General features: G+C 63.5%; 17 protein-coding genes and 1 tRNA gene. 7 read left to right on the top strand and 11 right to left on the bottom strand.

Annotation, left to right across the window (positions count from 1 at the left end; all coding sequences use genetic code 11):
• The first annotated feature begins 75 nt into the window (after positions 1–75).
• A complete protein-coding gene (gene ade, locus E4021_RS12625; RefSeq protein WP_136459725.1) occupies positions 76–1,725 on the top strand; it encodes an adenine deaminase in 1,650 nt (549 codons plus the stop codon).
• A 418-nt stretch (positions 1,726–2,143) separates the two neighbouring features.
• Here ade and E4021_RS12620 read toward each other — a convergent pair whose 3' ends face one another.
• Both E4021_RS12620 and E4021_RS12615 read right to left on the bottom strand, forming a co-directional pair.
• Positions 2,144–2,674, bottom strand: coding sequence for a DinB family protein (locus E4021_RS12620; RefSeq protein WP_136459724.1), 531 nt, complete (start codon positions 2,672–2,674; stop codon positions 2,144–2,146).
• A gap of 201 nt (positions 2,675–2,875) precedes the next feature.
• A tRNA-Val gene (locus E4021_RS12615) sits at positions 2,876–2,950 on the bottom strand.
• A 377-nt stretch (positions 2,951–3,327) separates the two neighbouring features.
• Between E4021_RS12615 and E4021_RS12610 the strand changes: the two genes are divergently transcribed.
• Together E4021_RS12610 and E4021_RS12605 are read left to right on the top strand one after the other, a co-directional pair.
• Positions 3,328–3,813 carry an acetate and sugar kinases/Hsc70/actin family protein gene (locus E4021_RS12610; protein WP_136459723.1) on the top strand — a complete coding sequence of 162 codons (486 nt, stop codon included), beginning with the start codon at positions 3,328–3,330 and terminating at the stop codon, positions 3,811–3,813.
• A gap of 7 nt (positions 3,814–3,820) precedes the next feature.
• Complete coding sequence (locus E4021_RS12605) at positions 3,821–4,597, top strand: SDR family NAD(P)-dependent oxidoreductase (protein ID WP_136459722.1); 777 nt, start codon at positions 3,821–3,823, stop codon at positions 4,595–4,597.
• A gap of 3 nt (positions 4,598–4,600) precedes the next feature.
• Here E4021_RS12605 and lptB read toward each other — a convergent pair whose 3' ends face one another.
• A complete protein-coding gene (lptB, locus tag E4021_RS12600) occupies positions 4,601–5,341 on the bottom strand; it encodes an LPS export ABC transporter ATP-binding protein (RefSeq protein ID WP_136459721.1) in 741 nt (246 codons plus the stop codon).
• A 51-nt stretch (positions 5,342–5,392) separates the two neighbouring features.
• Positions 5,393–6,541, bottom strand: coding sequence for a S1C family serine protease (locus E4021_RS12595; protein ID WP_136459720.1), 1,149 nt, complete (start codon positions 6,539–6,541; stop codon positions 5,393–5,395).
• Between the two features lie 178 nt (positions 6,542–6,719).
• Between E4021_RS12595 and E4021_RS12590 the strand changes: the two genes are divergently transcribed.
• Entirely contained in the window at positions 6,720–7,280 is a 561-nt protein-coding gene (locus tag E4021_RS12590) for a hypothetical protein (protein ID WP_246050293.1), read from the top strand.
• Here E4021_RS12590 and E4021_RS12585 read toward each other — a convergent pair.
• From E4021_RS12585 to E4021_RS12555, 7 genes are all read right to left on the bottom strand, one after another.
• Positions 7,277–8,653 (bottom strand): glycosyl hydrolase 53 family protein, encoded by a 1,377-nt coding sequence (locus E4021_RS12585; protein WP_136459718.1) that lies wholly within the window; start codon positions 8,651–8,653, stop codon positions 7,277–7,279. The genes E4021_RS12590 and E4021_RS12585 overlap by 4 nt on opposite strands.
• Before the next feature lie 39 nt (positions 8,654–8,692).
• Complete coding sequence (locus E4021_RS12580) at positions 8,693–10,408, bottom strand: FG-GAP-like repeat-containing protein (protein ID WP_136459717.1); 1,716 nt, start codon at positions 10,406–10,408, stop codon at positions 8,693–8,695.
• Positions 10,409–10,415: 7 nt separating this feature from the next.
• Positions 10,416–12,296, bottom strand: coding sequence for a SusF/SusE family outer membrane protein (locus tag E4021_RS12575; RefSeq protein WP_136459716.1), 1,881 nt, complete (start codon positions 12,294–12,296; stop codon positions 10,416–10,418).
• Between the two features lie 10 nt (positions 12,297–12,306).
• Positions 12,307–13,875, bottom strand: a complete 1,569-nt coding sequence (locus E4021_RS12570; protein WP_136459715.1) for a RagB/SusD family nutrient uptake outer membrane protein — start codon at positions 13,873–13,875, stop codon at positions 12,307–12,309.
• 49 nt (positions 13,876–13,924) lie between these two features.
• The gene (locus E4021_RS12565) at positions 13,925–16,912 is read right to left on the bottom strand and encodes a SusC/RagA family TonB-linked outer membrane protein (RefSeq protein WP_136459714.1); all 2,988 of its coding nucleotides are present in this window, start codon (positions 16,910–16,912) and stop codon (positions 13,925–13,927) included.
• 131 nt (positions 16,913–17,043) lie between these two features.
• The gene (locus tag E4021_RS18680) at positions 17,044–19,011 is read right to left on the bottom strand and encodes a stage II sporulation protein M (protein ID WP_136459713.1); all 1,968 of its coding nucleotides are present in this window, start codon (positions 19,009–19,011) and stop codon (positions 17,044–17,046) included.
• 4 nt (positions 19,012–19,015) lie between these two features.
• Complete coding sequence (locus E4021_RS12555; RefSeq protein ID WP_136459712.1) at positions 19,016–19,645, bottom strand: coiled-coil domain-containing protein; 630 nt, start codon at positions 19,643–19,645, stop codon at positions 19,016–19,018.
• A gap of 159 nt (positions 19,646–19,804) precedes the next feature.
• On the opposite strand from E4021_RS12555, the gene E4021_RS12550 reads away from it, so the two are divergent.
• Genes E4021_RS12550 through E4021_RS12540 form a run of 3 tightly spaced genes read left to right on the top strand, consistent with a single transcriptional unit; the run spans position 19,805 to position 23,085 of the window.
• Positions 19,805–20,038, top strand: coding sequence for a FeoA family protein (locus tag E4021_RS12550; protein WP_136459711.1), 234 nt, complete (start codon positions 19,805–19,807; stop codon positions 20,036–20,038).
• Positions 20,020–22,155, top strand: coding sequence for a ferrous iron transport protein B (gene feoB, locus E4021_RS12545; protein ID WP_136459710.1), 2,136 nt, complete (start codon positions 20,020–20,022; stop codon positions 22,153–22,155). Before E4021_RS12550 ends, feoB begins: the two co-directional genes overlap by 19 nt.
• 54 nt (positions 22,156–22,209) lie before the next feature.
• Complete coding sequence (locus E4021_RS12540) at positions 22,210–23,085, top strand: DUF4271 domain-containing protein (protein WP_136459709.1); 876 nt, start codon at positions 22,210–22,212, stop codon at positions 23,083–23,085.
• Positions 23,086–23,129: the final 44 nt, after the last annotated feature.

Genomic DNA, 23,129 nt, shown 5'->3' with positions numbered 1-23,129 from the left:
TAACCCTTCTTTACGCCCGCGGTTGCAACCCCCCGCCCGCCTTTCCGTTGGGGCAAGACAACCTACCCACACGCAATGCAGGAAATCAAGGGCCGCTACGTTGATCTCGACGCCCGGGAAATTTACGGCGCGGTAATGACTATCGGCGACGACGGGCGCATCGCCGCCATCACCCGCGATCCGGAACGCGACAAACGCGGCTGGTATATCCTGCCCGGCTTCGTCGACGCCCACGTCCACATCGAATCTTCCATGCTCCTGCCCGTGGAGTTCGCCAAGCTGGCCGTAGTCCACGGCACGGTAGCCACGGTGAGCGACCCCCACGAGATCGCCAACGTCATGGGACTGGAGGGCGTAGAATACATGATCGACAACGCAAGGCATACGCCGCTGAGCATCAACTTCGGGGCCCCTTCCTGCGTGCCGGCTACGGGGGCGGAGACCGCCGGTGCCGTACTCGACGCCGAAAGCATCGCCGAGTTGGTTCAGCGCCCCGATATCCGCTACCTCAGCGAAGTGATGAACTACCCCGGCGTCCTCCACGAGGACCCCGAGGTGATGGCCAAGATCGCCGCCACCCACGCCGCCGGCAAGGTGGTCGACGGTCACGCCCCGGGCCTGCGCGGCGAACGGGCCGCCGCCTACGCCGCCGCCGGCATCACCACCGACCATGAGTGCTTCACCGCCGCCGAAGCCCGCGACAAGCTGGCCGCCGGCATGAAGATCCTGATCCGCGAAGGCAGTGCCGCCCGCAACTACGCCGCCCTGGAGGAACTGATCGATGAGTTTCCCGATCGCCTCATGTTCTGCACCGACGACAGCCACCCCGATGCCCTGTTGGCCGGTCACATCAACCGCCTGGTCATCCGGGCCGTGCGCGGGGGCCACGACCTCTTCAACGTACTGCGCATCGCCTGCCGCAATCCGGTGGAACACTACGGACTCGACATCGGCCGACTGCGGGTGGGCGACCGGGCCGACTTCATCCAGGTCGACGACCTGCGCCACTTCGGCATCATGGCCACCTGGATCAACGGCCAGCAGGTAGCCGAGGCCGGTGCCCACCGACTGCCCGACTTCCGCCCGGAGCCAATCAACAACTTCCACTGCACCCCGAAGCGACCGGAAGACTTCCGCGCCGCCCCCGGTCCGGCGGGGGGCAAGATCCGCGTCATCGGCGTCACCGACGGCGAGCTGGTGACCGAAGCCCTGGAAATGACGCCCGAACTCGACGCGGAGGGCCGCCCCGTAGCCGCCCCGGAACGCGACCTGCTCAAGATCGCCGTAGTGAACCGCTACGCCGATGCGCCCCCCGCGGTAGGATTCGTTCAGGGCATGAAACTGCAGCGCGGCGCCATGGCCAGCAGCGTGGCCCACGACAGCCACAACATTGTAGTGGTGGGCGTCGACGATGAGAGCATCTGCCGGATGGTCAACGCCGTCATCGCCGAACGGGGCGGTATCGCCGCCGGCCGCGACGAGTACCTGGAAGTACTGCCCCTACCCGTAGCCGGCATCATGAGCGCGGAGCGCGGTCCCTACGTAGCGGCCCGCTACGCTGAGATCAGCGGCTTCGTACGGCGCAAGCTCCGCTGCGGACTCGAAGCACCGTTCATGACGCTCTCCTTCCTGGCCCTGCTTGTCATCCCCAGCCTGAAACTGAGCGACCGCGGCCTGTTCGACGGGGAGCGGTTCCGGGCGGTGGACCTGTGGGTACCTGGCTGATTCGCCTCGGCTCGTGGCCTCTGGCCGCGCTATCCCTTCTCATGGCCTCCAGCCGCGCTTGTTACAGGCCGCGACCGGAGGTCACGATCCAAGCCGCGACCGGAGGTCACGATCCAAGCCACGACCGGAGGTTACGAACCAAGTCGCGACCGGAGGTCACGATCCAAGCCACGACCGGAGGTCACGAACCAGCCCGCGGCCGGAGGTCACGATCCAAGCCGCGACCGGAGGTCACGATCCAAGCCGCGGCCGGAGGTCACGTTCCAAGCCACGACCGGAGGTCACGAGCCAAGCCGCGACCGGAGGTCACGATCCAAGCCGCGACCGGAGGTCATGAACCTGGCCGTGACCGGAGGTCACGAGCCAGGCCGCGACCGGAGGTCACGAGCCGGGTCGCGAGCTGGATCACAAGCCACAACTAAAACAGCTTCATTCCGGGAGGGGTCACGCCAGCCAGTCGCAGGTAGATGGAGGCTTGTCCGCGGTGATGGGTCTGGTGCTCGAAGGCCTTGGACAGGGCGGCACCGCGGTTCATGTCGAACTGGCCGAAGACCTGCACTTCTTCCTCCATGCGCGGGGCGTCGAGGTTGCGGATGCCGTCGATGACGTAGTCGTAGCTGTCGGATACCTGGCTGATCAGGTCTTCCTTGGTGGGGTCCTCGGCCATGTCGGAATTTTCCGGTGCTTCCGGCATATCCTGGCCGGTTCCGGGTGATCCGAAGCCGTAGTTGGCCTCGGCGATGTGCATCATCAGTTCGGCGAAGGAGCGTATCTCGGGAGTGGGCCGGAGGTCTAATTGGTCTTCGGGCATAGCCTCAAGGTATTCCAGGGTGAATGCCTTGGCGCGCTCCCAGTCGGCAATCATCGTTTCGGTGGCCGATTGAGATTGGACGGCCGCGCCGCCGAAGAGCAGGAAGAGCAGCAGGAAAAGGGTACTTTTTGTTTTCATAGCCGAATGGGTATTGTGTGGTACTCCTTTAAAGTTAGGGGATTCGGGGGTGCCGCGCCGCGGAGATTTGGGGCCCCACCGGAAAGACCCTTCCCCCTTCCCGTGGCTGCACGACCCGCCAAGCAAGGTCACCAAACGCAAAAAGCCCGATCAGTTTCTGATCGGGCTTTCCCCGCTGCCAAAGGCAGCTTCGTAGTAATGTGGTCGCTGAGAGACTCGAACTCCCGACCCCCTCGGTGTAAACGAGGTGCTCTGAACCAACTGAGCTAAGCGACCCGGTAAGCGGCAGTAGCGACCTACCATCATAAGTCTGACCGCTAAGGGAGCGCAAATATACAGTTGCCAAATTGAATCCTGCAAGGGCTGGCCGAAGAATTGAAAATTTTGGCCGCTCGCTAGGTGTGGCCGTGGCTTATTTGTCCCCTTAGCCATCCCCAGGCGGTAAACCGGCCGAAAGGAGGGCAAGACCGGGGCTATTCCCCCGGCCCATTGAACCGGGGGGCGAATTATCGGGTATGGAAATGGGGAAGGGGGCCGACCGACGGACACACCGACCAAAAACCACCCGACCCGGCAAGCTGGGGGAAATTTCCCGCACCCGCGCGCCGCCGCCCCACGTACACGCATTTTACCTTAACCAGAATTACCAATCCATGAAGTTTCTCTACCTCTTCAGTCTGATGCTCCTCCTCACCGCCTGCGGCAACGCCGAAAGCGACGCCGCCGACAGCGCCGAAGAGCGGGCCGTAACCGCCGCCCAGGAAGCCGCCTACAGCTCCATGATGGAAGGCCACGACCGCGTGATGGACCAGATGGGGCAGATCACCCAGGCCCAGCGCACCATCACCGAGCAACTGACCACCGGTGGCCACGGCGAAGACTACCGCGAACTCCTGCTGGCCGCCAACGAGCAACTGGAGGACGCCGACGACGCCATGATGGCCTGGATGAACGGACACCGCCCCCTCGACGAACTGCGCGCCAACATGAAGGAGGAAGAGATCATGAACTTCATTCGCGAACGGACGCGCGCCATCGCCGACGTAGAAGCCGACATTAAGACCAGTCTCGCCAACGCCGAGCAGATTCTCACCAACGAGGACCACGAGCACATGGACGGAGACGACCACAACCACTAGACCTGCCGTGCAGAACCAACGCATCCGCCCCCGCTTCGACCTGACGGGGCGCGTAGCCGTCGTGACGGGCTCCTCCAAAGGAATCGGTGAGGCTATGGCGCGTGGACTGGCCGAGTTCGGCGCCAAGGTGGTGGTGAGCTCCCGCAGCCAATCCTCCGTCGACGCGATCGCGGAACAGTACCGGCAGGACGGACTGGAAGCCACCGCCATCGCCTGCCACGTGGGCGACGCCGACGACCGCCAGCGCCTGATCGAGCGGACCATCGACACCTACGGGTGCCTCGACATCCTGATCAACAACGCCGCCACCAATCCCTACTTCGGACCCGTGGAGGGGCTCACCGCCGAAGCCTACCACAAGACGCTGGACATCAACCTGACCGCCGCACTGCAACTCAGCAACCTGGCCCTGCCCCACCTGCGGGCATCGGGCCACGGGTCGGTGATCCACATCAGTTCGATCGAGGGACTACACGCCAACCCCAATTTCGCGGCCTATAACATCTCCAAGGCGGGCATCATCATGCTCGGCAAGAGCCAGGCCCGCGAGTGGGCCGCCGACAACGTACGCGTGAACGTGATCTGCCCCGGCCTCGTGAAGACCAAACTGAGCCGTGCCCTGTGGGAAAACGAGCAAGTAGCCGACCACATGCTTCAGTCCATCCCCCTGAGCCGCATGGCCACTCCCGACGAAATGGCCGGCCTGGCCGTATGGCTGGCGAGCGACGCGGCCAGCTACGTGACCGGCAGCGTGGTGGTGGCCGACGGGGGTATGCTGGGCTAACCCTTACAACTCCAGCACCTTGCGGCGCAGTACGAAGTTCTTGCCGAGGTACACCTTGCGCACCATCTCGTCGGCGGCCAGTTCTTCGGCGGTGCCGGCCTTGAGGATATTGCCCTCGAACATGAGGTAGGCCCGGTCGGTGATGCTGAGCGTCTCCTGCACGTTGTGGTCGGTGATGAGGATGCCGATGTTCTTGGTCTTCAACTTGGCCACGATGTACTGAATGTCTTCCACCGCGATGGGGTCGATGCCGGCGAAGGGCTCGTCGAGCAGGATGAAGTTGGGGTCGGTGGCCAGGGCGCGGGCAATCTCGGTGCGCCGGCGCTCTCCGCCGCTAAGGGTGTCGCCGTTGCTGCGCCGCACCTTGTGGAGGCTGAACTCGTCCAGCAGGCTTTCCAGCTTTTCGGCCCGCTCGTACTTGTTGAGCTTGGTCATTTCCAGGACGGCCGAGATGTTGTCCTCGACGCTGAGTTTGCGAAAGACCGAGGGTTCCTGGGGCAGGTAGCCGATGCCGCGCTGGGCGCGCTTGTACATCGGCAGGTCGGTGATGTCGTCGTCGTTCAGGTATACCCGCCCTTCGTTCGGCCGGATGAAGCCGACGGTCATGTAGAAGGTAGTGGTCTTGCCGGCACCGTTGGGGCCCAGCAGTCCGACGATGTCGCCGCGGTCTACGTGAATGCTCACGCCCTTGACTACGGTACGGCTGCCGTATTTCTTGACCAGGTTTTCACTTTTTAATCTCATGGTTGCTTTCTCGGGCCGCGGTGGGCCCCAATGTACAAGGTTGCGACGGGCTCATCCGTCCGCCGGCAATAGATCAATGGTTACCTCCCGACTTTTATTTTCCCGGATGACGGTTAGCGTAAGCCGGTCGCCGGGCCGGGCGCGCCCGATGATCTCGGTCAGTTCGGGCAGATCGCGGATCGGGCGGCCGTTCACTTCCACGATCAGGTCGTTGACGAGCAGTCCGCCCGCCTCCGCCGCGCCGCCGGGGAAGATGGCGTCGACCACCACGCCTTCGCTGCGGTCCACCAGTCCCAGGCGCTGCAGGTCAGCCGCGGTAAGGGTGGAGATCTCCACGCCCATGATGGCCCGGCGGTAGCTGCCGTACTCGATGATGTCGTCGACGATCCGCTTAACCAAATCACTGGGAATGGCGAAGCTGTAGCCCTGAAAGCGTCCGGTGCGCGATGCGATGGCGGTATTGATGCCCAGCAGTCGGCCCTCGGCGTCGACGAGCGGTCCGCCGCTGTTGCCGGGATTGACGGCCGCGTCGGTCTGGATGAAACTCTCGATAGCGTCGGGGTCGCGCAGCAGACTCAGGTTACGGCCCTTCGCGCTTACGATGCCGGCGGTCACGGTACTCGTGAGGCCCAGCGGACTGCCCACGGCGAGCACCCACTGCCCGGGCTCGGCGGCATCGGAATCGGCCAGTTCCAGAAAAGGCAGGTTTTCGGCGGCGATCTTCAGCACGGCCAGGTCGGTCTTCGGTTCGGTGCCCACGATTTCGGCGGGGTACCTCCGGCGGTCGGCGGTGGTGACGGTGATGTTGTCCGCGGCCTGCACCACGTGATAGTTGGTGACGATGTAGCCGTCGGCGGAGTAAATGACCCCGGAGCCCTCGCCCCCGAGGGTGCCGCTGGATTCCTCCCGTCCGAAGAGGGCCTTTACGGTGGCGCGGTCGCGCCCCTCCACGCGGGCATCGACGTGAACGACCGTAGGCGTAGCCCGGCGTGCGGCGAGGCGCAGGTCCACGGCCGCGGCGGGCAGCGCGGGCAGGGGCTGATCGATCGGCACGGGGGGGTCGGCCAGGAAGCGTTCCGTCACCCGGCCGTCTACCGGGAAAATGAGGTTTTCCGCCCCCCTGTGTCCCAGGCCCACGACGAGCAGGGCGGCCAGCAGGCCACCGCCGAGCGCGGAAAGGAAGCAGTAACGGAATTTCATTGTTGATGGTCAGCTGGGGTACGAAGGCCCCGTCCCCGGTAGTTATCAATGAACAGACGATACCCCCGATTTGGTTATCGCTTCCCTTACTTTACGGCAACTAAGCTATTTTAACGACCGTTATACGCCTAGAAGCCTTGCCCTTTTCACTTTGACCACCCAACAGCTAACCCACCTATTGCAACCCGAAACTGCCCTGGAAGCCCGCTTCCTGGAAAGTGAGGAGTTTCGGGAAGGGCTGGTCTGGGGACTGCCCCGGTACGGCCACCCCGAAGGGACGATCTGGCGCCACATCATTGAGGTAAACCAGAACATCGACGCCCTGCCCGTCGACCCCGATACCCGACGCAAACTGCGCATCGTCTGCTGGGTGCACGACACCTTCAAGCACGTCGAGGACCGCGGCAATCCCCGCGACTGGTCGAAGCACCACTCCGTCTACGCCCGGCAGTTTCTCTCCCGCTACGTCGACGACCCCCTGCTGCTGAATGTGGTGGAACTGCACGACGAGGCCTACTATTGCTGGCGACTGGCACACCTGTTCGGACAGTACGCGGAATCCGAGCGCCGCATGGACCACCTGCGCGAGCAGGTAGGTGACTACTGGCAGTTGTACTACCTCTTCTTCAAGTGCGATACCTGCACGGGCGACAAAAATCCCGCCCCCCTGATCTGGTTCGAGGAGCACGTCGACGATATCGAAGTCGTAGAGTTCGTAGGTGGCGAAGCCGCCATCTAGCGCTCGTTGCCCACGACTACCCTCCGGGTCTCCCAACGGCCGTTTTCCATTTTCAGCCGCAGCACGTACGTTCCGGCCGGCAACTCCCGCATCCGCACTGTGAAGGACTGCCCCGGCGCCTCAGCCCCGACGGCCGCTACCACCACCCCCTCGGTGTTCAGCAACTGCCATTCGACCACCTTCAACTGGCTCTCTACGTTAAGGGTATCTCCCCCGGGATTGGGGTATACGCTGGTTCGGACATCTAACCCTTCGTCTTGGGTACTCACCGTACCGTCGTCGGACAACCAATCGAAAGCGGGCAGCGCCCGCCCGTCGTAGTCGAACCAGGAGGCATTTTCGTAGGATGAGCCCTGTCCCCAGGCATCACACATCCCGCTGCTAACCCAGGCCGGCTCCCAGTAGTAGACGGCCGTACCACCCGCGGCGCAGACCGTCCGGCTGAGGGCGCCCAGGAACGCCCGCTGTCCGGCCGGCGTAGCCGGATGATCGACTACCTCACCGTTCCCGGCCAGGAAGTTGTTGTAGCCGTCGGAGCCCCCGGTATTGTTATGGCTGAAGCCCGTCTCGAAGATCATGATCTCCTTGTCGTAGGTCTCGCCCAGGTGGCTGACCAGTTCGCCGATCTCCGCTACCGTGGTCTGCGGATTAAAGTGCGGGTAGTAGGAAAGCCCCAGGATGTCGTAGTCGGTCACACCCGCCGCGGTTAATCCGGACGCGCCGTGGCGGGCGTAATTTTCCGTCAGGTGGATCGCCGAGCGGATGCTGGTGCCCTGCGCGGTGTTGAAGTCGCGTACGGCCCGCAGCCCCGCGTTGAATTTGTCGGCGTCAGCCGCCCATTCAAAGCCGTTCGTGGGTTCGGTCGCATCCACGAAGCCGTTGTTGGTCTCGTTGCCCACGGCCACGATAACGGGGTCCGTGCCCTGCGCATGCAGGCGTTCGAGCGTGCGGTAGGTGTAATGGTAGATGCTGTCGAGCAGGACCTGTCCGCTGTGCCCGTCCCAGGCGGCGGGGCGCCGCTGCTTGCCGGGGTCGACGAAGTAGTCGCCGTAGTGGATGGCCAGGTTAAGTCCCATGCCACTGCTGTCGGCCTTCCGGGCGGCGAGCAGCACGTCTTCCATCCCACCGCTGCTGATGGGCTCCCCGCACTTGCTGCGGATGTTCTCCGGGCGGTGCCACAGGCGCAGGCGTACCATTTCGGCTCCGCGGTCGGCAAAGTACCGGTAAGGGTCCACCCGTTCGCCGTCCGCGTCACGGTATATCCCGCCGGCCTGTTCTATGGCGTTCACGTACGACAGGTCAACGCCCTGCAGGCACTGCGCGGGCAGCCACCCCGACAGGAGCAAAAAGGTAATAGGGTAAAGTGCTTTCATCGTAGGGTTTTTGCGGCGGAGCGCAGGTGCAAGGTGAACTCAATGCGAGCGAAGGTACAGGGTAGCGGAAAAGGGGCGATCGTCCCGGACGCCCGTCATCCGGTAAATCCCCGGCGGCAGGTGGTCGGGCAATTTCAGTTCCCGGTGTTCGCCTTCCGCCACGAGCAGGAGTCGGCCCAGGACATCGAACACCCGCAGGTCACTCGCGGCCCGGGAGAGGTACAGGTGGCCGGTGGTCGGATTGGGGTACACGCCCCCGCCGGTCACCGCCGTCGGGAGAATGGAGGTGGTATTTTCCCTGTCCGGCAGGCGGTGCAGTCGGTCGACCGCCAAGTCGTAATAGCGCAGGGTTTCGGCCCCCGGCAGGTCGATGAGCAGGCTGTCGACTCGGTCGGCGGCGCCCACTCCAAAGCGCACCACACCCTCATGCTGACTGGCGTAGCTACCGCCGGCCCGTACCTCGCCAATGTGCATCCGCCCGCCGGACCAGCAACGCAGCCGCGCCCCGATCGTTGGCACGTCAAAGGCTACCCAGTGGTAGGCGGTGGCGGTCGTATTCAGGAATAGCTGGCTCGGCTGACCGCTGTTGCCCACGAAAAGGTCGGGGCGCCCGTCGCCGTCGAAGTCGGCCGTAGCGGTACCGTAGGCGCTGCGCGCGCTGCTGATGTCGGCCTCCGGCGGGGCGGCCGGGGCGAAGGACCCGTTACCCAGGTTCCGGTAAAGAATGTTGTTGTAGCGGCGTCCGGCTACGGTGAAGCCGGTTTCGTTGGCCACGTACAGGTCGGGGTACCCGTCGAGGTCGTAGTCCAGCCAGGCGGTCCCCCACCCCATCCCCAGGTCGTTCACGCGGGCGTCGAACCCCACCTCGCGGAAGGTGCCGTCTCCCCGGTTTTCGAGCAGAAAGTTTTCGTACAGGTTGGTGACGTACAGGTCGAAGTCGCCGTCCAGATCGTAGTCGGCCGCGTCCACCCCCATCCCGTCGCCCACCACGTTAGCGCCACTGGCCGCGCTCACGTCCGTGAAGGTTCCCCCGTCGTTGCGCAGCAGGGTGTTGGGTTGCAATCCGTCGCGGACGAGATAGAGGTCGGGGTCCCCGTCCAGGTCGTAATCGAATGCCAGACACCCCATGCCCAGTCCGCTTTGCGCGGCACCTGCGTCCCCGCCCACTTCCCGGAACAAAAAGCCGCCTTCGTTGCGGTAGAGGCGGTCGGGGGCGTTGAGGCAGGAGAAAAACAGGTCGGGGAGCCCGTCGCCGTCATAATCCAGGACCGCGCCCGCCTGTACCCTCGCCCGCAGTTCCAGGCCCGATCCCGCCGTAAGGTCGGTGAAGGTGCCTCCGTCGTTGCGGTAGAGCCGGGCGGGCAGGTCGGGCTGACCGAGTACCGCGTCCTGGTCGCCGTCGCCGTCCAGATCGACCCACAGGGAAAATTGGGTGGGTCCCGCGTTCGCCAGGGGAGTGCGGTGCCCAACTTCGGTAAAGCGGGCGTGGCCGTCGTTCTGGTAGAGGCGGTTGGGGCCGTCGAGCACGCTGAGAAAGAGGTCCGGGTGGCCGTCGCCGTTGGGATCGCAAACGGATACGCCACGCACCCGGGCGCTCACGTCGATGCCGGAACCGGCGGTGGCGTCCCGGAAGGGATCCTGCCCGGCAAGGGCCGAGGCAAGGAGCAGGCAGCAGAGCAGGAGCCGGAGGCGCATGGTGAGGAACGACAACGGGCACGCCTCTTGCGAAACGTGCCCGTATGGTTGCTTGATCAAGCCCGATCTATTCGTCGAAGTTGTAGGCCAGGGTATTGACGTTGAAGCGGACGGTGTAGGTACCGGCCGTTACGGGGATATTAGGTCCCTTGAAGGCGGCCGTTCCGGCGGGGAATTCCGAACCGCCCCAGTCGTAGTCCCAGGCGTCGTTGGCCCGGAACTTGGCTTCACCGTCGGTGAGGGTGATTTGTCCGCTCACCTCTCCCATCACGTCGGGGTTCAGGGTCAGGTCGGTATCCGCGTCCCAGCCGCCGGGGGTGGCGTCGCCGATGATGCCGATGGAGGCCGGCGTGAAGGAGTAGGCGCCGGTCACTGGGTTAAGGGTGATCAGGTAGATGCCGGCCGTAACGGGGATGTCGGCGCCGCCCTGGGTACCGGTTCCCGAAGGGAAGTCGCCGGCTCCCCAGTTGACGTCCCAGTTGCCGTTGGCGCGGAACTTGGCGCTGCCGGTTCCGAGGCCGATGAGGGCCGACCAGGTACCGTCGCCGTTATCGGTCAGGGGGGTATCGTTGTCCCAGCCGCCGGGGGTGGCGTCGCCTACCAGTCCGATGCTGGCGATGCCGGCGTCTTCCTGGAAGGAGTAGGTCAGGTTGTTGATGTCGAGCGTCACCTTATACTTGCCGGCTACTACTGGGATGTCGCCACCGTTCACCACGGCGGTGCCGTTGGGGAATTCGGTGCCGCCCCAGTTGAGGTCCCAGTTGTCGTTGGCGCGGAACTTGACCACGCCGTCCGTCAGTTCGATGGTGATGGTGTATACGCCGTTGCCTTCGTCGGTCATGTCGGTGTCGGAGTCCCAGCCGTTGGGCGTAGCGTCGCCGATGATGCCCACGCTTTCGGGGGCGGCGGGGCGCAGGAAGGTGAGTTCGTAGGCCAGCGACCGGTCGTTGAAGGTGATGCTGTAGTAGCCTTCGGCTTCGGTATCGGGGTAGACGATGTTGCTGCCGTAGCGCTCGGCGATGCCGTCGTTCTCGTTGTCGCCGTAGTTGATGCCCTGGAAGTCGGGCATTTCGGCCATCTTGAACTGGTCGCCGGGCGTCAGGAGTACTTCTTCGAGCACCCAGCGGTTGTCGTCCACGAGGGCGAACTGGTATTCGCTGCCTTCAAAGTTGTTGAAGGTGCCCAGCAGGTACAGGCTCTGGGTATTGGAGGCGTAGCTGACGGCCGGGGTTACGCTGTAGCTCAGCGTCTGGTCGTTGAAGCGGATGTTCACCAGGCCGCTGTAGCCGCACTGGGTGTCGCCGTTGCCGCCGTCGGCAAAGTTGGAGACCATGAAGCCGTTGCACTGAGCATCACCCCAGTCTTCGTCGCACCAGTCGGCGCAGTTCTTCAGTTTCCACGCTTCCCCCTGCAGGTCGACGTTCTGGATCTCCCAGATGTTGTCGGACACCAGGGTAAGGGGGTCGGCGCCCCAGCCGTTGAAGGCTCCGGCGATGAAGATCGCGTCGTGGTTCGCCGGGTAGGGCAGGTTGCTGATCTCGAAGGTGAAGGCCGTTTCGGTCGTCTGCCCCTTGGCGTCGGTGACGCTGATGTCGAGGTTGTAAACACCTACCGCAAGGTCAGCGGCCCCGAAGGATGAACCTTCGATGACCAGCGAGTCCTGGATGCCGGTCAGGTCGCGCGACTGGGTGGTGATGACGTTCATCGCCGAGTCCATCAGGGTCACCGTGGCGGAGGCCAGCGGGGAGACGGTGCCGTCGGCGAAGATGACGCGGACGTCGAAGTCGCCGGCTACTACCCGTCCGTTGGCCGAGGGGAAGGACGATAGGATAGAGGGGGGAAAGTCGGTATTGTTGGCAATGTCGAAGTCCTCGCGCTCGCAGCCGGTAGCCAGGGCGAGCAGGAAGAACATCGGAAGCCAGGAGAGGAGTTGCTTCGTAAACTGCATGGTGCGGTGGTTAGTAGCCTTCGTTCTGGCTCAGGTTAGGGTTGGAGAGAATTTCGGACGACGGGATCGGGTACAGGTTGTAGATCGCCGAGGTGGTACGTCCTTCGGGCACCCCACCCTTCCAGGGCCAGATACCATTGACGGTGAACGCGTTGAAGCGAATGCGGTCGGTGCGGCGCTGGGCCTCCCAGTAGAGTTCGCGGCCGCGTTCGGCCAGGATGAAGTCGAGCGTCAGGTCGCCGTCGGTAATGTTACCGGCGTCGCTGTCGTAGGCGCGCTCGCGCAGTTCGTTCACGAGTTCCACGGCGCGGGCCCGGCTGCCGCCGCCGCCGCGCAGCACGGCTTCGGCGTACATCAGGTAGGCGTCGCCGAGGCGGAAGAAGGGATAGTCGGTGTCCGGAAAGCGCGGATCGCTGCCGGTAACACCTTCACTGGTCACGTTGGTGTACTTCGGGACGGCGTAGCCCTGGTTGAATTCGGAGATGTTGTTGATCTCCAGCGTCTGCCCGTCGGTGTAGAACATGGCGCGCTCGTCGGCGTCGCCGGTCACGTCGGGGAAGAGGGCCACCAGGTCCTTCGTGGCGCGCAGGCCGAACCAGCCGCCGTCAATGCCGTACTCGGCCGGGTCCATGCTGCCACCTACGGGAGCGTGGGTCAGGTAGGTGAGGCCGCCGAAGCCCTGGGTGAACTGCCCGTCGAAGGGGATCGACCAGATCAGCTCATCGGAGGTGTGGTTATCGGCCTTGAACAGGTCGGCGTAGTCTTCCTCGAGGCTGTACACTCCGCTGTCGATGATGCGCTCTACGGCGGCGAGGGCGTCGGCGTGACGGTCCTGCCCGGCGTACACCTCAGCGTTCTGGTACAATTTGGCCTGCAGCATGTACAGGGCACCGCGGTCGACGCGGCCGTACTCGGCGGCACCGATGGCGGGCAGTTGCTCTTCGATGGCCTGCAGTTCGCTCACCAGGAAGTCGAATACCTCGCCCCGGCTGCGTACCGTGGGCGGATCGCCACCGATGGCGTCCTCCTCGGTGTAGAAAATCACGTCGCCGAACATGTCGATGGCGTGCCAGTAGGACAGAGCGCGCAGGAAACGGGCCTCGGCGCGGAAGCCCTCCACCGTGGGCCGGAAGCCTTCGCGGATGCCGCGCTCGTCGAGTTTGGCCGGCGTGGTTTCCCGCAGGAATTCATTGGCCTGGCTGACCTGGAAGAAGATGCGGTAGTACATCGCGCGGATGAACTGGTTGTCGCTCGTCCAGGTCTGGTACACGAGCTCGGGAAGCCCGGCGTCGCCCCAGGCGATGACGGAGGTTTCCGTGGGCAGTTCCTGGAGTTGCCAGTACTGCCGCAGGTAGTTGGAGAAGCCCTCGTCGAGGCTGGCGATGTCGGATGCTCCGGCCGGGCCCTGCTGACCGGTGACGGCCAGGCCGGCGTAGACGCGGGCGAGGAAGGATTCGTAGTTACCCTCCTGGCTCAGCACGGCGTTCGGGTCGGCCTTGTCCTGGGGGAGCAGCTCGAGGTCGGTGCAGGCCGAAAGGGCGAGCCCGAGGAAAAGCAGCAAAAGTGCTCGGTATTGCATGATTCTTATAGTTGACACCCCCACGGGGGGGTGGGTGGTTTAGGATAGGTTACAGGCCGATGCGGGCGCCGAGGGTGTAGATGCGGGCGCGGGGGAAGGGAGAGTTGTCGATGCCGTTGCCTTCCGGATCGTTGCCGCCGTAGTTGGTCAGGATGAAGAGGTTCTGGGCCGCGGCGTACACCCGCAGGTTGAGTCCGCCACCGGCCAAACTGCCGAAGTCGTAGCTCGCCGAGAGGTTGTCGAGGCGCAGGAAGCTGCCGTTCTGCAGGTAGTAGTCGCTGAAGTACTGCGGGCGGTCGAAGCGGGTGTACACGGCGCTGGCGTGCACGTTACTCACGTAGTTGGCCCCGAGGTCGATGCGTGAGAAGTTGCCGCCATTGGAGGCGGCGTTGTTGTACACGTAGTTGCCCAGGTTGCCCCGCAGCGTGAAGCCGAGGTTGAACTTGCCGTAGCGGGCGTTGGCGGTGAAGCCCAGCAGCACGTCGGGCATGGGCGATTCGTTGATCCGGAGGTCCTGGTCGTTCAGTACGCCGTCGCCGTTCAGGTCTTCGTAGATGTCGAGGTTGTTGGCCACGCCGTCTTCGTTGTAGTCCACGCCGTCGCGCAGGGGCCGTCCGTCTTCGCCGTACTTCTGCTGGTAGAGGTAGAAGGAGTAGGGGGTGGCGCCGACGCGCAGGAGCTGTACGGTATTACCAACGCCACCGGCGATGCCGCCGGTCTGAATGTCGGCACTGCCACTCCCGTCCAGGCGGGTTATCTCGGTCTGCTGGAAGCTGACGTTGCCCGTCACGTCTAGGCCGAACCGGGCCTGGTCGACGAGTACGCCGTTAAGTGTCAGTTCCACGCCCTGGTTTTCCAGGGCCCCGATGTTGGTGGTCACGCGGTCGGAGAGGTTGGTACCGGCGGGTACGTTGACGGTGAAGAGCAGGTCGTCGGTGGTCTTCTGGTAGTACTCCAGGATACCGCTGAGGCGGTTGTTGAAGAAACCGAAGTCGAGGCCCACGTTGAGGCTGGCGGTTTCCTCCCACTTCAGGTTGGCGTCGTAGGCGTTGGGCCGGATGGTGGAGACGAAGCGGTCGCCGAACTGGTACTGCGTGCGCTGGTCGCTGTACTGGTAGACGGGCAGGTAGAGGTAGTCGCCGAAGTCCTGGTTGCCGGTCACGCCGTAGCCGATGCGCAGCTTGAGGTCGGAGAAGGTGTTGCCGAGGCCGGCGGCGAAGTCCTCTTGCAGGATCCGCCAGGCCAGGGCGGCCGAGGGGAAGAGGCCCCAGCGGTTGCTCGGTCCGAAGCGGCTTGAGCCGTCGCGCCGCAGCGAGGCGGTGAAGAGGTAGCGCTCGTCGATGTTGTAGTTGAGGCGGCCGAAGAAGGAGATCAGCCGGTTTTCCACCACACTGTTGTAGGCGAAAATGTCTTCGGCCACGCCGGGGTTGGCGGTACCGAAGGCGTCGGTGGAGAGGTTCTGCCCCTGGATCGAGGGCCCTTCGAAGTTGAAGTCCTGGTAGGAGTAGCCCACCTGCAGGCTGGCCCGCTGGTTGCCGAAGTCGGTGGCGTAGGTCAGGTAGGTATCGAAAAGCTTGCTGGTGCGCAGCGCGTTGTTGATGTTGAATTCACCCGAGAAGCCGTTGGTGGCCAGGGTGGCGAAGGTGGTCGGCACGAAGCGGTTGTTCTCGCCGCTGTTGACGTCGAAGCCCAGGACGGCCTTGTAGCTCAGGCCCGGGATCAGGTCGTCGAACTTGTACTCCAGGTCGAGGTTGCCGATGCCCCGGTAGGTCTTGCCGGTGTTGCTGATCTGCTCGGTGGCGCTGACGGGGTTGCGGGGGGCCAGGGAGTTGCCGTACTCGAAGAAGCCGGCGTAGGTTGTATTGTTGGGGTCGTAGATGGGCTGGGTAGGGTCGAAGTCCAGGGCCGCGTTGATGACGCCGGGGTCGAAAACGTTGTTCTCGTTGGCGCCCTTGAGGCTGGCCCCGACGATGAGCTTGTCGCTGAAGAGCTTCTGCGTAAAGTTCAGGTTTAGGCTGATGCGCTCGGTTTCGGCCCCGCGAATCACGCCCTCCAGCTGCTGGTAGCCGGCCGATACCCGGTAGGTATTGGTCTCGCCGCCGCCGCTGATGCTGAGGTTCTGCTGGGTGCCGTAGCCGGTCTGGGTCAGTTCGTCGAACCAGTTGGTGTTCCCGGTACCGAGCGTGCCGAGGCGGGCGGGTGCGGCGAAGGTGACCACGTTGCGGAAGTCCTCGGCGTTGAGGTTCTGCTGGCGGTTGATGACGCTGGAGACGGTTCCCTCGGCGCGGTAGCTGATGGTGGGTGCGCCGGATTTTCCCTTTTTGGTGGTGATGAGTATGACGCCGTTGGCCCCGCGGGAGCCGTAGATGGCCGCCGCCGAGGCGTCCTTCAGTACGGTCATGGAGGCGATGTCGTCGGGGTTGAGGAAGTTCAGGGGGCTGCGGCCGCCGGTGACGCCGTCGTTCGAGAGGGGTACCCCGTCGATCACGTACAGGGGGTCGTTGCTGGCGTTGATGGAGGTGCCGCCGCGGATGCGTACCGTAGGCCCTTCACCGGGGTTGCCGCTGCCGCTGGTGATGTTGACGCCGGCTACCTTACCCGCGATGAGGTTGGTGGGCGAGACGATGGCACCCTTGTTGAAGGTCTCTTCCTCGATCGTATTGACCGAGCCCGTCAGGTCTTCCTTCTTTACCGAGCCGTAGCCTACTACCACTACTTCCTCGAGCAGTTCCCCGGCCTGCAGGGCCAGGTCGATGGTCGTGCGGCCATTGATGGGCTCATTGACGGTGGGGTAACCCGTGTAGCTGAACTGCAACTCGGTCACGCCCTCGGGTACGTTGAGGGCGTAGTTACCGTCGAAGTCCGTGATCGTACCGGTGGAAGTACCGACGGCCAGGATGCTGGCGCCGATAAGGGGCTCGCCGGTCTCCTGGTCGGTAATGGTACCGCTGACGGTGGTCTGGGCAACGAGAAGGGATGTGCCGCACAAGGTTGCTGCAAAAAACAGCAGGCGGACATGAGTAAAGACTCGCTTCATATTTTCATTTACTTGATGATCGAACGGGGGCTCCCGCAAAAATGGGCGCGCAAATGTCGTCAAATTTCCGACACTTGATCAAGCCCAACCGTCATATCAAGTAATTTGGCACCTGAACGGCAAAGACACCGTTATTCGCGATCCGCCGCCTCCCCCCGCGAGCGCCGGCCCAGTTCCGCGACCCTCTGCTTCAGTTCGCCAGCGGTCCGGATCTCCCGCAGGCTGCCAAGTGACAGGGTCAGGGCGATCACCCAGCCACAGAAGAGCAGCGCGAAGAGGGAATAATAGCAAAAGGCCTGCAGCATCACGTTACGCGCGTCGACGGTGCTGCCATCGGTGTAGATCACCCAATCCAGGAAAGCAAAAAAGAATTGCCCCAGCACCGAATCCAGGATAAACCCGGCCGGCAGCGCGATCAGCAGAAGCATCAGCACCACGCCGTAGCTGTGGGCCAAGTTGGTGTACACCATACGGAACAGCCTACCCGGTGACAGGCCTTCGGTATACGTTCCGATGGCCGCCATCAGCAGATAGGGGAAGGTTAGAAACGTGAGCAGAGCCACCACCTTGCCGCTGTAGGCCAGGGTGACGGCCAGCAGTCCACAGCAAGCCAGGAGCCGCCCTTCCCGCCGCCAGGATGCAGGGGGAAGGACCAGGTCGGTGTGCCGCGCCGCCGCACCGAGCCCCAGGTGTACGAGTCCGTACAAGCCTACCGCGACCAATCCGGAAAAGGACCAGTCCCGGCCCAATCCGTAAGAGGCCGTCAGGGCGTGAAAATTTTCCAGTTCGGCAAAGAGGTAGCCCGCGAAGCGGTACCGCCCGGCTGCATCGGGGGCAAAGGCGAAGGACAACAGGCAGTACCCGAACGCCAGAGCCAATACGCCACCAAGCAGGCCACCCGTGCCCCGCCGGCAAATCGTGAAGGTGACCGTCAGTTGCTCGCCCAGACTGCGGATCTGCCGCAAACGGATGACCGGAGCCGGTCGTCCCTCCTCGGACAGGATGGCCCTTTCGGGCCGCGGGGTGCGGGCGACCGACCGGGGATAGATGACGTAGTACCAGACGATGAAGGCGAAGCAGAACAGGATAAACCCGAGGCGCAGGGCCGCCGGCAGGTCGGTCTGCCGCGTCACGAATCCCTCCAGCAGGCCCGCGATCACGAACAGGGGCACCGTGCCCAGCATGATCTTCACTCCGGCGCGGGCCGCGCGTCCGAACGACTGCAGCCGCGTCAGGGTGCCGGGGAACAGCAGTCCCCCGCCCATGGCGAGCCCCGCCCCGCCGGCCAGTACGAAACTGCTCACTTCGAGTGCCCCGTGGATCCAGATGGTCAGCAGGCTTTCCCGAAAGACCGACGCGTCCTGAACCACGAACGAAAGCAGGCCTTGCACCTTTTCGAGACCCGCGCCCCCGGCCGTAAGTATCCAACTCAAACTGCGCAGCAGCCAGTCCGGGCCTGAGCCGTCCGACGCAACCGCCAGGTTGCCGCGGGCAAAGAAGAAGTACTGGAATACCCCGATCATCACCCCCGTACGAATGAGCATGACGATGCTGCCCACTCCGAGGAAAGCGCCCGCCAGGAAGGTGAGGAGGGCTACCTGCAGGTTGTTCAGGGTGATGTGAAGGGCGGCGCCGGCGGGGTTGCGCGACCGGTAGACGGCCATCGGGTCACCGTCGGCGATGTTCGCCTCGGTCATGCGCACGTAGTCCGCCCCCAGAATGGTCTCGGCGAAGGCGGGATCGATGCGGTAACCGACCACGCCGATGAGCAGCGCCAGGGAAAAGGTAAGCAGCGCCAGCAGAAGATAGCGCCGGTAATCGTAAACGGCTCTAGGCAGGTCGTCGGACCAGAAGGTGAGAAAGGAACGGAGCCCTCCGCCCCTCCCCCGGTACAATTGCAGGAAGGTGCGGCGGGCCAGTCCGTTGAGGTAGACCCGCACGGTGCGGTTGGGGTAAAAGGTGCGGGAGATCGACAGGTCATCGGTGGTGTGGACGTAGAGCTCGCCGAGCCGGGCGGGATCCTGGTCGCTGCGCTGGAGACTTTCCTCGTAGCGCTCCCACTTGTCCTGGTTCTTGCCGATGAAGTCGGTCTCCCGCATGGCTTTATTGCTGCCCGCTCAGCCGGATAGCTTCCTGCACCTCGATGCGCTGGCCGTCGTTCATGGCCACTACGAAGGCGTCCTTCACGCCCATTTGCTTGAGGCGGTCGCGCAGGTTAGCGGCGTTCTGGTAGGTGCGGAAACGGCTTACGACCACCTTCTGCAATCCGTTCTGGTCGGTAAGGTCCAGGGCATCGCCGGTGGCCATGTCGGGGTCCACGCGGTTCTGCGCGTAGGCGCCGAGCTGCACCTGGAAGATGACGCCCTTCACTTGGGGCTGGTCGGTGATGACCTCGTCGGGGCGCTGGTTGGCCTCGAGGGTGCTGATCTGCTGCCGGAGCTGCTGGATTTCCTGGTAGGCCTGTTCGGCGGAAGCCTCCGCGGTGGAAAGCTGGTTCTGCAGGTCGCCGGCCTCACTTTCGTAGCTGGTCAGTTGCTGGCGCATGCCGGTGAGTTCCGACTGGCTGCGTTCGCAGTCCTCCACGAAATCGCGCAGGGCGGCGGGGTTTTCGCGGTATTCGGCCGCGCGGGCGTTCCAGTCGGTGCCGTCCTCGCCGATGACGGGAGCGACCTTCGGGGAACAGCCGACCAGCAGGACGGCGGAGAACAGGAGAAGGAAAGATAGTTGTTGCATAAGTTGTATGGATTTGGGTTAAAGGTAGCTTTAGCCGGGAATTGTAAGGTAACCGGCGGAAGGGGTGGTCCGGGAGACCGGCATTTTATTTAGACTGGGTACAGATAGCCTACTTTGTGTATCTTTGTGCCGTTACGAAGCTGACCAACCCAGACTGCCATGCCCTTCCCCGTTCCCGCTGCCGCTTCCCTCTTTGAGGCCGGTCAATCCGGCACCATCGACCGCTTTACCAACGAGTACCTCGCCGGTAAGCTGCTGGACATCGGGGTGCGCCCGGGCTCCCGCCTGCGGGTCGTTCGCAAATCCCCCTTCGGCGGCAGTTGGTACGTAAAGATAGACCGACAGTGCCTGGCATTGCGGAAGAAAGAGCTGGCATGCATAATGGTCAAGTAAAGGCCACCCCCGTTGTCGGTCTGGTTGGTAACCCGAACAGCGGGAAGTCTTCCCTATTTAATATTCTCACCGGTCTGCGGCAACGCATCGGCAACTTCCCCGGCGTCACGGTGGAGAAAAAAGCCGGTATGCTCACCCTGCCCGGTCTGCCGACGGTCGAGCTGATCGACTTCCCCGGTGCCTACAGCTGCTACCCGACCAGCCTCGACGAGCGACTGGTGGTGCAGGAGCTCACCAATCCGGAAGGCGACCTCTTCCCCGACGCCATCCTCTACGTGGCCGACATCACCAAGCTGGACAAGCACCTGCTGCTCTTCACCCAGCTGCGGGACCTCGACCTGCCCATGATCCTGGTCCTGAATATGGCCGACCTGATGGACGCCGACGGCCTCACGGTCGACATCCCCCGCCTCAGCAAGGAACTCGGCGTACCCGTGGTGCCCGTGAGTAGCCGCGACCACCGCGGCATCACCGAGTTGAAGGCGGCCATCGCCGGGCTGCTCCAGGACCCCAACCGGCACCGCCCCCGCCAGGCCTTTTTCGAGCCCGGGGCCAATACCCGCGACGTGCTTACCGAACTCCGCCGGGAGCTCCCCGCCCGCAACGATTACCACGCCCTGCTGCTCACCCACCACGCACCCTGGCTGAAGCACATCCCCGACGCCACCCGCCACCAGGTGCAGGAGGCCCGCGTGCGCCACGGCTTCCACAGCCTTCGTTCGCAGGTGGAGGAGACCATGGAGCGTTACAACACCTTCGAGCCCATCGTCCGCTCCGCGGTGCGCCACGCGGGCGATACCTCTTCCCGCAGCGACCGGATCGACAATGTGGTCACCCACCCCATCTTCGGTCCCATTCTGTTCATCGCCCTGATGCTGCTGCTGTTTCAGGCGCTGTTCGCCTGGGCAAGCATACCGATGGACCTCATCGAATTCACCTTTGGCTCTCTCGGACAATCGATCCGCGAGACCCTCCCCGCGGGCTGGTTCACGGACCTGCTCGTCGACGGCATCATCGCCGGACTCGGCGGCGTATTGGTTTTCCTGCCCCAGATCGCCATCCTCTTCTTCTTCATTGCCATCCTGGAGGAGGTGGGTTACCTCGCCCGGGCGGCCTACCTCTTCGACAGCCTCATGCAGCGCTTCGGGCTGAACGGCCGTTCGGTGGTGGCTCTGATCAGCGGTCACGCCTGCGCCATTCCGGCCATCATGAGCACCCGCACGATCTCCAACTGGAAGGAACGGCTGCTGACGATCCTGGTGACGCCCCTTACCTCCTGTTCCGCCCGCATCCCGGTCTACGTCATCCTCATTTCCTTCGCCGTCCCGCCGGTCGTGTACTTCAACGGACTGATCAGTCTGCAGGGACTGGCCTTCGCGGGACTGTACTTCCTGGGCATCCTGGCCGCCATGCTTTCGGCCCTGGCCTTCAAGGTGGTGCTGCAGACGCCCGAGCGCAGTTTCCTGATGCTGGAATTGCCCGAGTACCGCATCCCGGTATGGCGCAACGTGGGCACGACGGTGTGGCAAAAATCAAAGACTTTCGTACTGGAGGCCGGCAAGATCATCATGATCATCAGCGTCATTCTGTGGGCCGCCTCGACCTACGGCCCCCCGGAAGATATGGCCGCCGCCGAAGCGCAAGTCACCGAGCGGGCGCGGACGCAGGAGCTGAGCGAGGACGAGGCCGCCGACCTGCTGGCTTCCGAACGGCTGGAGGCCAGTTACGCCGGTCACCTCGGCAAGGCCATCGAGCCGGTCATCCGCCCCCTGGGCTACGACTGGAAGATCGGCATCGCGCTGCTGACCAGTTTTGCCGCGCGGGAGGTATTCGTCGGCACCATGGCCACGATCTACAGCATCGGCAGCACCGACGACGAGTTCCGGATCCGGGAGCGACTCGCCGAGGAACGCGACCCGGTGACGAATGAGCTGGTTTACAACCGGGCTACTTCCTGGAGCCTGCTGATCTTCTACGTCTTTGCCATGATGTGCATGTCGACCCTGGCGGTGACCAAGCGGGAGACCAACGGTTGGAAGTGGCCCATCGTTCAGTTCGTTTTCATGACCGCGATCGCCTACATCGGCGCCATGGTCGTTTACCAATCCCTGGCCTGATTCTTCGGGTAAGCGCCCGGCCCGGTTTACCTTTACCCCCTGATCTCAAAGGTATTGCGTCACTTCATCCTCATATGCTGGCTGCTGGTGGTCGGGACTTCGCTTCCCGCCCAGTCGGGGAGCAATCCCTTCGAACTCACCGAGCGCCTCGCCGCCGCCCGGCAGACAACCGCTCGCGACACCTCCCCCAACCCCTTCGACCTCTATCCTTCCGACGGACCGGCAAAGGCTACAACGCCCGCTGCCGCCGCCGCCCGACCGGAGATTGCCTCCCCCGGTGAGGTGGATACCGAGCCCGTGGTGTTCGTCCACCTGCTCCTGGTGGTGATGGTCACCAGTCTGTGGGTCCTCTTCCGCAACCTGCTCAAGCAGTGCCTCACGGCCACGCTGAACGACAACATGATGACGCAGTTGTTCCGGCGGCGTTCCGGCGGCCAGATCTCCGCGCTCTGGCTCTGTTACCTCTTCTTTTTATTGTCGGCCGGCTTCTATCTCTACCTTTTGGCTACGGCCCTCGACGTGCCCCTGCCCGGGGGGGTATGGACGGGTTGGTTCATTACCTCCCTCATCGTGGCCGCGGTGGTGGGCCTGAAATTCTTCGTGCTCTTGCTGCTGGGCAGAATTTTCCCACTTCGCAAGGAACTTAGTCGGTACACCTTCGTCCTGATGGTGTTTTCCATCCTGACCGGAGTGATCCTCGTACCCATCAATCTGCTGGTGAGTTATGCGCCGCCAGACTACGGGTACTACTTCCTGATTGCCGGGGCCGCAGTGCTGGCGCTGATATATCTGGTGCATTTGGTGCGCGGGCTATTCATTGCTAATCACTACGTTGGCAGCCGACCGCTCCATTTTTTGTTATATATTTGCACCATTGAAATAGCACCCCTCCTCTTGGTGTACCGCTATTTGACGAGCGTTTTGATTTGAGTGTAGACACCCTAACTGCGTAAATAGTACATAACCCTCATTCT

Origin of the sequence: Neolewinella litorea, from assembly GCF_004803465.1 — a bacterium.
Taxonomy (GTDB): domain Bacteria; phylum Bacteroidota; class Bacteroidia; order Chitinophagales; family Saprospiraceae; genus Neolewinella; species Neolewinella litorea.
The sequence above is the reverse complement of the archived record's forward strand: the minus strand, read 5'-3'. Positions and strand labels throughout refer to the sequence as shown.